The organism is Stenotrophomonas sp. 05L413 (assembly GCF_056397945.1).
In genome coordinates, this window is record NZ_JBFTOL010000001.1 from 476048 (window position 1) to 489818 (window position 13771).

Annotated in this window: 12 protein-coding genes; 4 read left to right on the forward strand and 8 right to left on the reverse strand. The window is 66.6% G+C overall.

All coding sequences use genetic code 11. The features are described 5' to 3' along the window. Nucleotides 1-234: 234 nt before the first annotated feature. Together infC and thrS are read right to left on the reverse strand one after the other, a co-directional pair. The gene (gene infC, locus AC1DIQ_RS02155) at nt 235-774 is read right to left on the reverse strand and encodes a translation initiation factor IF-3 (protein WP_172838068.1); all 540 of its coding nucleotides are present in this window, start codon (nt 772-774) and stop codon (nt 235-237) included. Between the two features lie 48 nt (nt 775-822). Continuing rightward, nucleotides 823-2727 (reverse strand): threonine--tRNA ligase, encoded by a 1905-nt coding sequence (gene thrS / locus AC1DIQ_RS02160; RefSeq protein WP_121038364.1) that lies wholly within the window; start codon nt 2725-2727, stop codon nt 823-825. Nucleotides 2728-3134: 407 nt separating this feature from the next. On the opposite strand from thrS, the gene AC1DIQ_RS02165 reads away from it, so the two are divergent. The 4 genes from AC1DIQ_RS02165 (at nt 3135) to AC1DIQ_RS02180 (ending at nt 6455) form a co-directional block, all read left to right on the forward strand. Continuing rightward, nucleotides 3135-3431: a hypothetical protein gene (locus tag AC1DIQ_RS02165; RefSeq protein ID WP_121041160.1), complete on the forward strand. Its 297-nt coding sequence runs from the start codon at nt 3135-3137 to the stop codon at nt 3429-3431. Beyond that, nucleotides 3431-3694 (forward strand): hypothetical protein, encoded by a 264-nt coding sequence (locus AC1DIQ_RS02170; RefSeq protein WP_121038367.1) that lies wholly within the window; start codon nt 3431-3433, stop codon nt 3692-3694. The genes AC1DIQ_RS02165 and AC1DIQ_RS02170 overlap by 1 nt, the downstream gene beginning before the upstream one ends. Before the next feature lie 10 nt (nt 3695-3704). After that, nucleotides 3705-5270, forward strand: a complete 1566-nt coding sequence (locus AC1DIQ_RS02175; protein ID WP_121038370.1) for a PepSY-associated TM helix domain-containing protein — start codon at nt 3705-3707, stop codon at nt 5268-5270. 108 nt (nt 5271-5378) lie between these two features. Beyond that, on the forward strand, nt 5379-6455 hold the full coding sequence (locus AC1DIQ_RS02180; protein ID WP_478049375.1) for a serine hydrolase domain-containing protein: 1077 nt from the start codon (nt 5379-5381) through the stop codon (nt 6453-6455). On the opposite strand, the gene AC1DIQ_RS02185 is transcribed toward AC1DIQ_RS02180, so the two are convergent. The 6 genes from AC1DIQ_RS02185 to rbfA form a co-directional block, all read right to left on the reverse strand. After that, entirely contained in the window at nt 6424-8022 is a 1599-nt protein-coding gene (locus AC1DIQ_RS02185; RefSeq protein WP_478049376.1) for a winged helix-turn-helix domain-containing protein, read from the reverse strand. The genes AC1DIQ_RS02180 and AC1DIQ_RS02185 overlap by 32 nt on opposite strands. A gap of 52 nt (nt 8023-8074) precedes the next feature. Beyond that, entirely contained in the window at nt 8075-9259 is a 1185-nt protein-coding gene (locus tag AC1DIQ_RS02190; protein WP_478049377.1) for a glycoside hydrolase family 18 protein, read from the reverse strand. A gap of 336 nt (nt 9260-9595) precedes the next feature. Continuing rightward, entirely contained in the window at nt 9596-11707 is a 2112-nt protein-coding gene (pnp, locus tag AC1DIQ_RS02195; protein ID WP_121038382.1) for a polyribonucleotide nucleotidyltransferase, read from the reverse strand. A gap of 147 nt (nt 11708-11854) precedes the next feature. Beyond that, complete coding sequence (rpsO, locus tag AC1DIQ_RS02200) at nt 11855-12115, reverse strand: 30S ribosomal protein S15 (protein WP_038687260.1); 261 nt, start codon at nt 12113-12115, stop codon at nt 11855-11857. A 172-nt stretch (nt 12116-12287) separates the two neighbouring features. Then, nucleotides 12288-13199, reverse strand: a complete 912-nt coding sequence (gene truB / locus AC1DIQ_RS02205) for a tRNA pseudouridine(55) synthase TruB (RefSeq protein ID WP_478049378.1) — start codon at nt 13197-13199, stop codon at nt 12288-12290. 118 nt (nt 13200-13317) lie between these two features. Continuing rightward, entirely contained in the window at nt 13318-13749 is a 432-nt protein-coding gene (gene rbfA / locus AC1DIQ_RS02210) for a 30S ribosome-binding factor RbfA (protein ID WP_121038388.1), read from the reverse strand. Between the last annotated feature and the right edge of the window lie 22 nt (nt 13750-13771).

The window sequence follows — 13771 nt, forward strand, 5'->3', positions numbered from 1 at the left end:
GTGAATCCAGGCAGTTGCAAACGCTTGATTGGGCGGGTGTTTACCGGTGCCGGCAGGCGTGGAACGCCCGCCGGACGGGCCGCAGAGGCTGCGGCCAGGGCAAACGGCAGCAGGCGCCTGAAAAGGCGCCCGTGCCTTGTAACGCGAATCTGAAGCACTCGACGCCGGCGGCGCCGGCAGCCGGGCATGGCCCGGCGCTACGCCCCGCCCGTCCGGGCTGGGGCCGATGGCCGGTTACTTCTTCTTCGGCGCGATCATCATCACCATCTGCCGGCCTTCAAGGCGCGGACGGGACTCGATCACGATGTCCTCGCCCAGATCACCTTCGATCCGGCTGGCCATTTCGCGACCCAGTTCCTGATGGCTCATTTCACGGCCACGGAAGCGGATGTTGACCTTGATCTTGTCGCCCTCTTCCAGGAAACCGCGCATCTTGCGCAGCTTGATCTGGTAATCACCTTCATCGGTGACCGGGCGGAACTTCACTTCCTTGATCTCGACCTGCTTGGTCTTCTTCTTGGCCTCGTTGGCCTTCTTCTGCGCTTCGAACTTGAACTTGCCGAAGTCCATGATCTTGCACACCGGCGGATCAGCCTGCGGCTGAATCTCGACCAGGTCCAGACCTTCGTCTTCGGCCATCGACAGCGCTTCGTCACGCGTCAACACACCAATCATCTCTCCGTCGCTGCCGATCACGCGGACGCGCGGCACCCGGATTTCCTGATTCTTGCGGTTCTGTTTGTTGTCAGGGGTACTGATATTGCAATCTCCCAGAGGAATCAAACCGGCCCATCGCGGAGCATCCGCAGGGCCGGGACTTTCTTACACGGACTGTTCTGCCTGCAACCGCTCGATGAAGGCCTGGACGGACATGCTGCCCAGATCTTCGCCAGAGCGCGTACGCACGGCCACGGCGCCATTTTCCTTCTCACGGTCGCCAACCACCAGCAGGTACGGGACCCGCTGCAGCGTATGCTCGCGAATCTTATATCCGATCTTCTCGTTGCGCAAATCGGCGTTCACGCGGAAGCCTTGATCTGCAAGGGTTTTCCGCACTTCGCTGACGTATTCAGCCTGCGCATCGGTGATATTGGCCACCACCACCTGGGTCGGAGCCAGCCAGGACGGGAAGGAACCGGCGTGGTGCTCGATCAGGATGCCGATGAACCGCTCCATCGAGCCGACGATCGCCCGGTGCAGCATGACCGGGTGCTTCTTCTGGCTGTTTTCGTCCACGTACTCGGCGCCGAGGCGGCCGGGCATCATGAAATCGACCTGCATCGTGCCCAGCTGCCAGGTACGGCCGATGGCGTCCTTGAGGTGGTACTCGATCTTCGGGCCGTAGAAGGCGCCCTCGCCCGGCAGCTCCTGCCACTCGACCCCACAGTTGCCCAGGGCCGAACGCAGCGCGGCTTCGGCCTTGTCCCAGGTGGCGTCATCGCCAAGGCGCTTTTCCGGGCGCAGCGCGATCTTGATCTGGATCTCGTCGAAACCGAAGGTCGTGTAGACCGCCAGCGCCTGCTGGTGGAACGCCGTCACTTCAGCTTCGATCTGCGACTCGGTGCAGAACACGTGGCCGTCGTCCTGGGTGAAACCACGCACGCGCAGGATGCCGTGCAGCGCACCGGAGGGCTCGTTGCGGTGGCACGAGCCGAACTCACCGTAGCGGATCGGCAGATCGCGGTAGCTGTGCAGGCCCTGGTTGAACACCTGGATGTGGCCCGGGCAGTTCATCGGCTTGACCGCGTAGGTGCGCTTCTCCGATTCGGTGAAGAACATGTTTTCCTGGTAGTTGTCCCAGTGGCCCGACTTCTGCCACAGCGACACATCCAGGATCTGCGGGCAGCGCACTTCGCCGTAGCCGCTGTCGCGGTACACACGGCGCATGTGCTGCTCGACCACCTGCCACAGCGCCCAGCCCTTGGGGTGCCAGAACACCAGGCCCGGCGCCTCTTCCTGCAGGTGGAACAGCTCCTGCTGCTTGCCGATGCGGCGGTGGTCGCGCATTTCGGCTTCTTCGATGCGCTTGATGTAGGCCTCGAGCTGCTTCTTGTCGGCCCAGGCGGTGCCGTAGATGCGCTGCAGCTGCTCGTTCTTGGCATCGCCGCGCCAGTAGGCACCGGAAATGCGGGTCAGCTTGAAGGCCTTCAGGAAGCGCGTGTTGGGCACGTGCGGGCCGCGGCACATGTCCACGTATTCCTGGTGGTAGTACATGCCCATGGCCTGGATCTCCGGCGACATGTCGTCGATGAGGCGCAGCTTGTAGTCTTCGCCACGCGCCTTGAAGATCTCGATGACCTCCGCACGCGGGGTGACCTTCTTGATGACGTCGTAGTCCTGCGCGATCAGCTCAGCCATGCGCTTTTCGATGGCGGCCATGTCGTCGGGCGTGAACGGGCGCTCGGAGTAGATGTCGTAGTAGAAGCCTTCGGCGATGACCGGGCCGATCACCATCTTGACGTCCGGGTACAGCTGCTTGACCGCATGGCCGACCAGATGGGCGGCGGAGTGGCGGATGATCTCCACGCCCTCCTCGTCCTTGGCGGTGATGATGCGCAGGCTGGCATCGTGGTCGATGACGTCACTGGCATCGACCAGCACGCCATCGACCGAGCCGGCGATGGTGGCCTTGGCCAGGCCGGCGCCGATGGACTGGGCGACGTCCATGACACTGACGGGGTTTTCGAATTCACGGCGGCTGCCGTCGGGGAGCGTGATCGCGATCATGAGAGTGCTTTGGTCTGGTGGCCCGCAAGGGGGCCTGGAGAATCCGGGGGCGAGGCAATAAAAAAGCGCCACGAAGGCGCCTGCGTCAGGGGCCGTCGGGGGCGTTCAGCGGTGGGCGGTGGTAGTGCTCATGTCACACGCTAGACCGGCGCAGGGCGCGGGCCACCTTGTTGCCTCGATAGAGATACCCTGATCTTAACCCAATCCGCCGATGAATGCGCCGCTGCCGCTGCGACCGAGGGACCGGACCGCCTGAATGCGCCCGTGTGGCGCACACAAACCGCAATGATTACCATGCGCGGATTACTGTCCTGCCCAGGACAGGTTTGCCGATTGGATTCCCCCATGCCCTGCCCCGCTTCCTTCCCGGCCTGCCGCGCCCTGCCGCCCGTGCCGGCGGCCGCCCGATGATCACCGTCGCCCTGACCTCGCTTGGCTTCTGCAGCCTGGCGCTGGCCGGCTCGGCGTTCTCGGCGCTGGCGCTGTATGCCGCCTCACCGCACTGCCGCTGGCCGCGCCTGCGCCGTGCCGGCCGGCTGGGCCGGCAGATCAGTCTGGTGGCGGCGGTGGCGGCACTGTGGCTGTGGATCGCCAATCTGGGCATCGCCACCGGCGTGGTGGTGATGCTGTGCAGCTGGATGCTGGTGGCGGTTCTGCTGCCGCTGCTTGCTGCCTGGCACCGCCCGGCACAGGTGATGCGCTGATGTGGGCCCGCGCGGGCGCCGGCCTCCTGGCGGGGTTCTTCGTCGCGGCCGCGGCCACCGGCCTGGTCGCTTGGCTGCCGCCGGGGCCGTGGCAGAGCGCACTGGTACCCAGCCTGATCGCCTTCATTCCGCTGTGGATGCTGGCGGCGATCTGGGCCTTCAGCTTCCGCACCGGGATGCGGGCGTGGGCCGTGATGAGCGCGACCGCCCTGGCCGGATTTGGCCTGTTGTGGCTGCTGCGCCTGACCGGCGCGGTGCAATGAGAGCGATACGATGAAGTTCAGTTCCCAGACCCTGCGCACCTTCACCACGCTGCATACGTGGGTCGGCCTGGTGGCCGGTTTCGCGCTGTTCGTGGCGTTCTATGCCGGTGCGCTGACCCTGTTCCACCACGACCTGCCGCTGTGGCAGACCCCGCATGCGGTGGACACCCCGGCCGCGAGCCTGGACGACGCGCAGCGCCTGCTCGAAGGCGTACTTGAGCGCCACCCGGCCGCACGCGCCCACGTGGGCATGACCTTCCCGGGGGCGGATCATCCGCAGCCGATCGCGTATTGGCAGGATGCCAAGGGCACGTGGCTGTACGCCTGGCTGGACCATTACGACGGCAGCGTGAACCCGCCACAGACCGGGCTGGCCGAGCTGGTCAACGAGCTGCATTACAGCCTGGGCCTGCCGGTCGCGGGCACCTACCTGATGGGCATCGTCAGCCTACTGTATGGCGTGGCCCTGCTCAGTGGCCTGGTCATCCACCTGCCCAGACTGCTGGGCGATCTGTTCGCGCTGCGCCCGGGCCGCAACCTCAAGCAGATGTGGCAGGACGCGCACAATGTGATCGGCGTGCTCAGCCTGCCCTTCCACCTGATGTTCGCGGTCACCGGCGCGCTGCTCTGCCTGATCTTCCTGCAGATGGCGGCGCTGAATCCGCTGATCTTCGACGGCAAGCTGCTGCAGGCGGTGCCGGCGGCGATGGACACCGCCCCGGTACGCGAGCCCAGCGGCCAGCCCGGCGATGACACCCACCTGCGCATGCTGCACGCACGCGCCATCGAGGTAGCGCGCGCGCAGGGCGTGGCCGATTTCGAACCAGCCTTCCTGAAGCTCGCCCATGCCGGCGATGCCAACGCGACGATCGAGATCACCGGCGAATCCGGCGGCACCCTGGGGCCGCTCGGCGCGGTCGGCCTGGATGCGGCCACAGGCCGCCTGCTGAGCAGCCAGTTGCCCGGCCAGCGCGATGCCAACCATGCCACCCTCAGTGCGGCCTACGCGCTGCACTTCGGCGAGTTCGGCAATGGCGTGGTGGTGTGGTTGTACTTCCTGCTCGGCCTGGGCGGCGCCTTCCTGTTCTACTCGGGCAACCTGCTGTGGATCGAATCGCGGCGCAAGCGGCGCCAGGTGGAACAGGGGCGCGCGCAGATCAACATGGCCCGGGCCACGGTGGGGGTCTGCATCGGGCTGTGCGTGGCAGTCTCGGCGAGCTTCGTGGGCGCGCAGATCCTGGAGCAGATCGCGCCGCAGGCAGTGGATCACGGCATCCGCTGGATCTGTTTCGCCACCTGGGCCGCGTGTGCGCTGTGGGCGGCACTGCGTCGCCCCGACCAGGCCGCCCGCGAGCTGCTGTGGGCGGCCGCCATCAGCACCGCACTGGTGGCGGTGGCGCACGGCGGTCTGACCGGCTACTGGCCGTGGGCGAGCGCGGCACGTGGCTACTGGCCGCTGTTCTGGGTGGATGCCGTGGCACTCGCACTGGCGTTCGGGTTTGCCACGCTGGCCCGTGCGAGCCTGCGCCGCGCGCGGCATGGCGACCCGAACAGCGTCTGGAGTGCACCGCGCTGATTAGCCTGGAGGCCTGCTGCGGCGGGCTTTCAGAATTCTTCAGGCGCCTTTCCAGCACTTCAGACCGCGTCATGGCGTAGTCGGCCCTCATCTCGAGGAGCCTTGCCCATGCACCACCACCAACACCGACTTGCCGCCCTGGTCTTCGCCCTGGCGGCCGCCCTGCCACTCACCGCTCCCGCCGCACCCGCGGCGCTGGACAGCGCCCGGATCACCGCACTGGAATCGGCGATCGCCAGCCAGGACATCAAACAGGTCACCAGCGTGCTGCTGCTGGTGGACGGCCAGGTGGCGTACGAGGGCTACTTCAACGGCGGCACGGCGGAGACCCTCAATGACGTGCGCTCGGCCAGCAAGAGCGTGACCGCGATGCTGGTCGGCGCGGCCATCGGCGACGGGTCCCTGCCCGGCGTACAGGCCCGTGTGTACGACTACTTTCCCGCGTTCACCGCTGGCCATCCCGTCGATCCCCGGCTGCGCGCGATGACGGTGGAAGACCTGCTCACCATGAGCACGCTGTGGGAGTGCGATGACGAGAATGCATTCTCGGCCGGCAACGAAGAGCGCATGTACGTGACCGAGCACTGGCTGGACTTCGCGCTGTCGCTGCCGGTCAAAGGCTTCGCACCGTGGATGACGCGACCGGAAGACAGCCCGCACGGCCGCGCGCATGCCTACTGCACGGTCAATTCCTTCGTGCTCGGCGCGGTACTGGAACAGGCCACGAAGCGATCCTTGGCCGACTACGCCGCGCAGGTGCTGGAGCGCCCGCTGGGCATCACCACGAGCAGATGGAACCGCTCACCGGAGGGCATCGGCATGGGCGGCGGTGGGACGCGTTACCGCAGCCGGGACCTGGCACGGTTGGGCGAACTGGTGCTGGCCGAGGGCCGCTGGCAGGGCAAGCAGCTGATCCCCGCCGGCTATGTGCGGGCGATGCTCAGCGCGCAGGCCACCGCCGGTGATGGCAGCGACTACGGCTATCAGTGGTGGGGGCTGAAGCTTCCGGTCGATGGGCACGGCAGCACCGTGTGGACGATGTCCGGCAACGGTGGCAACTACGTGTTCGTGATGCCGGAGAAAAAGCTGGTGGCGGTGATCACCAGCCATGCCTACAACCGCAGCTACGCCCACCCGCAGTCGCGCCGCATCCTTACCGAGTTCCTGCTGCCCGCGCTGCGCTGAGGCCCTGGATGTCTGTTGGCCGCCACGGGGCGGCCAACACCTGGGCACGCTGGGCAGATACATCCGCCTCGATCGTGTCGAGCAGTCCCTGCCAGCCGGCCACACCGTGCAGCGGCGCAAACAAGGGGGTGGCGCGCAACCACGCCGCATCGCGGAAGCCGGCGTTCACCGCGTGATGCAGGGCCGCCAGCGCTGCGGCGGCGTCGCCCCGCGCCTGCAGCAACAACGCGCGTTCCAGCGCGGTATCCGACCAGCCATCGTCCGCCTGGCCCTCCAGCGCCTGCAGGCGCGTGGCGACCCACGCCGGCGTGGCGGCCTCATCGCCATACAGCCCGGCCAGGGTCTGCCCCATCGACTGCTGCGGACGCAGGGCACGGCTACGCTCGAAGGCCTCTGCAGCGCCCTGCCGGTCCCCCTTCAACAGCAGCAGTTCGCCTTGCAGGCGCAGCAGTTGCGGATGCGGCGTGCCGCGGGCCAGCGCCTGATCGAGCGCCTGCTGCGCCTTGCCCGGCTCGCCCATCGCCAGCAGGCTGTGCGGCCAGGCGATGTTGGCGAACACATTGTCGGGATAGAGCTGGAAGTTGTGTGCATGGCGGCGCGCGGCGGCATCGGTGAAACCGAGCAGCTCCAGTTCGCGCGCGACCTGCACGTCGCGGAAGCGAACCCGCTCGGGCGCGCGCAGCGACAGGTTGTCCTGCAGCGCCTGCGCAAGGTACCCGCGTTCCTGATGCAGATAGGCCAGCGAGGCGCGGGTGCGCTCGTCATCCGGGTCGCGCTGCAGGGCCTGCTGGTAGTCGGCCATGGCCTGCGGCATCGCGCCGAGGCAATCGTAGGCGTAGCCCCGCGCCGCCCATCCGGCCGCATCGTCCGGCGCCATGCGGACCCCCTGGCCGGCCAGCACCAATGCCTCCTGCGCGCGCTCGCGGGCGCCATTGAACAGGCAGGCATCCGCAGCCAGCGCCCGCGCGAGCCCGCGCCGCGCCGCCAACGATTCGGGGTCGATCTGCAGCGCCTGGCGGTACAACGCCATCGCGCGCTCGTTGTTGCTGGCCTGGCCGATGCCCGCGTAATACGCAGCACGCTGCAGCACCGGATCGGCAGGCGACGCCGGCGCGGTGCCGGAGCGGATCGCGATCAACGCGGCAACCGCTGCGGCCGCTGTCATTCCCGCTGCCATCCAGACCCAGTGTGTACGTCCGTGCCTGCGTGTCGCGCGGGCACCCCCAGCGGTGACGGTGGCAACGGTGTCGTGCATCACCGGCTGCGGCGGTGTGCACAGCTGGTAGCCACGGCCGCGCACCGAGCGCACATACCGTGGCCGTCGGCTGTCATCGCCCAAGGCCTGCCTGAGCAACTTCACCCGCTGGCTGATCGCATCCTCGCCGACCACCGCCGGTGCCCACACCTGCTCGGCCAGCGTGTCGAAATCGACGACGGCGTCGCCATGCGCCAGCAGACACTCCAACAGCCGCCAAGTCAGCCCGTTGACCGGCAACACCTCATCCCCGCGCCGCACGTGCTGTGCGGTGCGGTCGATGTGCAGATCCAGCAGGCGGACGGTCTCCATGCCGGCAAGCATAGGGCACGTGCCTGCGTCGCGGTGCCCCTTCCCGCGGGGCTTACTTCGCAGGGCCCTGGAACGGCGCCACCATCGCCTTGAGCAGGCTGCCCTGCGCATCGTCGCCGGTCAGCTCCCACATGAAGACACCGCGCAGGCCGCTGTCCTTGGCGAACTTCGCGCGCAGGCCGATCGAGGTGGGATCCTCGAAGCTGACGAAGACCTTCTCGGTGGCGTTGTACAACCACGGGCTCTGCGCAACCCGGTGCCAGTGCCGCTGCCAGCCGGGTTGGCCGAGCATGCTGGCCTGGATATGCCGCCAGTCGCCGGCCGGATGCGGCACGCTGTAGGGCTGGTAGAGGCCATGATTGGCGTCGCCTTCAAGCTTGAAGCCGCGGCCGTAGAACGGCACCCCCAGCACCAGCTTCTCCTTCGGCACGCCCTGCTGCTCGTAGTAGGCCACCGCGCCGGCCACGCTGTTCCAGCGCTTCAGCCCGGGTGCCAGCGGATCTTCGGGCACCTCGTGCAGCGGCGCGTTGAAGGTGGACACCGCTGAAAAGCCGGTGCCCATGTCGTAGCTCATCAGGTTGATGAAATCGAGCGTGCGGCCGAGCGCCTTGAGCTCATAGCTCCGTGCCGGATCATACGGCCCATCGGTCTGCACGCGGCCGGCCGGCAGTGCGGCGGTGACCAGCCGGTGCTGGCCGTCGGCCTTGTCCAGCGCATCCAGCTGGCGGCGGAACTCGCGCACCAGCAGGGTCATGTTGCGGCGATCCTCCGGGCGGTCGGTGATCTCGGCCGGGCCGCCATACACGGGGAACTCCCAGTCGATGTCCACGCCGTCAAAGCTGCCGCGATGACGCTCGAAGAACATCGCCACGCAGGAAGACACGAAGCGCTGGCGGCTTTGGGCGGTCAGTGCTGCATCGGAGAAGCCCCCGGCGTTCCAGCCGCCGATCGAGATCAACGTGTGCAGCTTGGGATGCGCGCGCTTGAGCGTGGCCAGCGCCTTGAAGTGCGCATCCGCCTCCGGCGCGACCACGCATTGCCCTTGATCGATGGTGGCGAACGCGTAGAACAGATGGGTCAGCGTATCGGCCGGAATGTTCTCCACCGGATAGCGCTCGGCGGAGCCGCCGGGGTAATACGCACCGATCACCTTGGGCAACGGCTCGGCGGCGGAAGCGGCCTGCGGCATGACGCTGGCGATCAGGACGGCGAGGACAGCGACAGTAGAACGGAACATGGGATCTCCCGGATCGAAGGCGAGGCCACGTTAGCAGCGCGATGTGGTGTGTGGGCGCTTTACGCGGTGATGTCCTGCGAATCCGTCCGGCGGACACGCACGGCTGACCCGCGCGGGCCTGGCGACGGTCTGCAGGCCGCGCAGCGCGAGCGGGTAAGCGCCACAGACATGTCACCCGAGGGCGTCGACTGCGGCGCATGAACACGCAATCTGTCCCGCACGCCCCGCTGCGCAGAACGCGGGCACAAAAAAAGCGGGCCGAAGCCCGCTTTTTTCTTGTCTGCGTAGGCGTGAGGACCGACGGTCCTCACCTACCGCGAGATCGGCGTGGGCCGATTACTCAGCGGCGGGGGCGCCCTCGCCTTCTTCGACGGCCTTCATCGACAGGCGGATACGGCCCTGCTTGTCGACTTCCAGCACCTTGACCTTGACCACATCGCCTTCCTTCAGCACATCGCCGACCTTCTCGACGCGGTCGCTGGAGATCTGCGACACGTGGACCAGACCGTCCTTGCCCGGCAGGATCGTGACGAACGCACCGAAGTCCATGATCTTGGCGACCTTGCCTTCGTAGATGCGGCCCGGCTCGACGTCCGAGGTGATCTGCTCGATGCGGGCCTTGGCAGCCTGCGCAGCGATGGCATTGACCGATGCGATGACGATGGTGCCGTCATCCTGGATGTCGATCTGGGTGCCGGTTTCCTTGGTGATGGCCTGGATGGTGGAACCACCCTTGCCGATCACTTCGCGGATCTTGTCCGGGTGGATCTTGATGGTCAGCAGGCGCGGCGCGTAGTCCGACAGCTCTTCGCGCGGGGCGGTCAGGCCGTGGGCCATTTCACCCAGGATGTGCAGACGGCCAGCCTTGGCCTGCTGCAGTGCCTGCTTCATGATCTCTTCGGTGATGCCTTCGATCTTGATGTCCATCTGCAGGGCGGAGATGCCCTCAGCGGTACCGGCGACCTTGAAGTCCATGTCGCCCAGGTGATCTTCATCACCCAGGATGTCGGACAGGACGACGAAGCGCTCCCCTTCCTTGACCAGACCCATGGCGATACCGGCCACCGGCGACTTCACCGGCACGCCGGCGTCCATCAGGGCCAGCGAGGAACCGCAGACCGAGGCCATCGACGAGGAGCCGTTGGATTCGGTGATTTCCGAGACCACGCGGATGGTGTACGGGAAGGCTTCCAGCGACGGCATCACTGCCAGCACGCCGCGCTTGGCGAGACGGCCGTGGCCGATTTCGCGACGCTTCGGGCCCATCATGCGGCCGGTCTCGCCCACCGAGTAGGGGGGGAAGTTGTAATGGAAGAGGAAGTTTTCCTTGTACTCACCGGCGACGGCATCGATGACCTGGCCATCACGGGCGGTGCCCAGGGTGATGGTCACGATGGCCTGCGTTTCACCGCGGGTGAACAGCGAGGAGCCGTGGGTACGCGGCAGGATGCCGGTCTTGACCGAGATCGGGCGGACGGTGTCCAGCGCACGGCCGTCGATGCGGACCTTGGTGTCGAGCACCGAGTTGCGCATGGTGCTGTATTCCAGCTCGCCGAATTCCTTCGACAGCTCGGCCGGGTTCCAGCCTTCGGCGGCCACACGGCCAGCCAGCGACTCGACCACGTCCTTCTTGATCGCCGAGATGGCGTCACGGCGCTGCAGCTTGTCGCGCACCTGGAAGGCTTCGCCCAGGCGCGGGCCGATGGCTTCCTGCAGGGCGCTGATCAGCACGTCGTTCTTGGCCGGGGCTTCCCAGGTCGACGGCTTGGTGCCGGCTTCCACGGTCAGCTCGTTGATCGCGTTGATGACCTTCTGCATTTCGCGGTGACCGAAGGTCACAGCGCCCAGCATCACGTCTTCGGACAGCAGCGCGGCTTCGGATTCCACCATCAGCACGGCGTTGGCGGTACCGGCGACAACCAGCTCCAGCTCCGAATCCTTCAGTTCGGTCACGGTCGGGTTGAGGATGTACTCACCGTTCTTGTAACCCACCTTGGCGGCGGCGATCGGACCCTTGAACGGGGTGCCGGCCAGCGACAGCGCAGCCGAGGCGCCGATCAGGGCAGCGATGTCGCCATCGATGTCCGGGTTCAGCGACATCACCGTGGCGATGATCTGAACTTCGTTCTTGTAGTCTTCCGGGAACAGCGGACGGATCGGGCGATCGATCAGGCGCGAAATCAGCGTCTCTTTTTCGGTCGCGCGGCCTTCGCGCTTGAAGAAGCCACCCGGGATACGGCCACCTGCGTAGAACTTCTCCTGATAGTCGCAGGTCAGGGGGAAGAAGTCCTGGCCCTCACGCGCGCTCTTGGCGGCAACGGCGGAGACCAGCAGCACGGTGTCGTCGAACTTGACGATGACGGCACCGCCGGCCTGACGGGCGATTTCGCCGGTTTCAAGCGTGACGGTGTGCTTGCCGTACTGGAAGGTTTTGGTGATTTTTGCCACGGGGGTTTCCTTGGATGATGCTTTCTTCAATGGACCGCGGGCGACCCTTGCCGCCGACGGGTGACCGGTTGTCCGGCCCATACGTTTGATGCGGTACTGCCAAAACAAAACCGCGGCGCATTCCTGCGCCGCGGTGGGGGTTCGTGCTTAGCGACGCAGGCCGAGCTTTTCGATCAGGGCCTTGTAACGCGGAGCGTCTTTCTTCTTCAGGTAGTCCAGCAGGCTGCGGCGGCGGTTGACCATCTGCAGCAGACCACGACGGCTGTGGTGATCCTTCTTGTGGGTCTTGAAGTGGCCGGTCAGCAGTTCGATGCGGGCGGTCAGCAGAGCGACCTGGACTTCCGGGGAGCCGGTGTCAGCCGCGCTGCGCTTGTTGTCTTCAATGACTTTCTGGGTGTCGATCGACATATCTGTTTTCTCTTGGATGCGTGGCCCGCAGAAACGTCCCATTGACGTACCGCGCGACTCGCCGTTAACGAAAGGATGAACCCGCAGAACGCGGGAAGCCTGAAAAGGCCGCGGAATTGTAACGTCCGCGGGCGTCAGGAACAAGGACCGGGGTGGTGCCCGGGCGGCTCGATCAGAGGTTGAACAGGCGCTGCGGGGCCAGCAGACCGGTCTCGTCGACCTGGCCCAGGCCCTGGATTGCCTCCGCCGGGCCGAAGACCACCACCCCACCCTGCGGCCAGCTGGCGTCCCGGATCCGCTGCCCGACGCGGAAGCGACGGGTCTGCTCGTCGTCCACCGTGACCCGGGGGTAATGGGCCAGACCCGCGTCCAGCGGCAGCAGCAGGGCCTCCATGCCGGCTTCATCGCCCTGCTCGGCCAAGGCGCGCAGGGTCTCCAGGGTGACCATCGGTGCCTCACGGAAGGGATCCACCCAGAGCCGGCGCAGGCCGGCGATATGGGCGCCGCAGCCCAGCGTCTCGCCAAGATCGCGGGCCAGGCTGCGGATGTAGGTGCCTGAACCGCAGGTCACCCGCAGCGACAGCCGGGTCGGTTGCTGCGCCAGCACCTCCAGGGCGTGGACCTCCACATCGCGCTCCGGCGCTTCGATCGCCTCGCCACGGCGGGCCTTCAGGTACAGCGGCTCGCCGCCCTGCTTGAGCGCGGAGTAGATCGGGGCGCGCTGGCGGATGCGACCGCGCAGCGGTGCCAGCGCCGCCTCCAGTTCGGCCGCACTGATGGCCGGGACCGGGCGCTCGCGCAGCACGGTGCCATCGGAATCGTCGGTATCGGTGGTCTCGCCCAGCACCACCTCGGCGTCATAGGCCTTGGCCGAGCCGAGCAGCAGGCCCGCGATCTTGGTCGCTTCACCGAAGCACAGTGGCAGCAGACCGGTGGCCAGCGGATCCAGGCTGCCGGTGTGGCCGCCCTTCTCGGCGCGGTACAGGCGGCGGGCCACCTGCAGGGCCGCGTTGGAGCTCATGCCGGTCGGCTTGTCGAGCAGCAGGATGCCATCCAGGCGGCGGAATGAAATTCGGGGTGCCATGCATTCAATTCAAAACGGCGCCGTGTGGCGCTGCCGGTCAATCCGGCCTCCGGCGGAGCGGTCGCACTGCGACAGGCCCCGCCCCATAAGACAACAGCCCTTTCGGGCTGTTGGTCCATCAGGCTTTCTTTTCGCCTTCGTCGGCGTCTTCGCCTTCGTCGTCTTCGCCGCCGTCATCACCCTGCCGGCTCTTCTCTGCCGCCAGCGTATCGGGCAGATCGCGCAGGATGTTGTCGATGCGCTCGCCGCGATCCACCGAATCATCGTAGTGGAAGTGCAGCTCGGGCACGTGGCGCAGCTTCATCGCACGCGCCAGCTCCATCCGCAGCTCCCAGGCCAATTCCTTCAGGCCTTTCATGGCCTCCACCGAACGTTCGGGCATCAGCGCGGTGACGAAGATCTTGGCATGCGCCATGTCACGGGTGATTTCCACGTCGGAGACGCTCACCGAAGGCAGGCCGTGTACACGCACGGCGTTGTGCACGAGCGTCCCCAGTTCGCGGCGGATCTGGGCGGAAACACGGTCGGTTCGATGGAAGGTCTTTGGCACGGTAGGCGGACTCGTCTTGAAG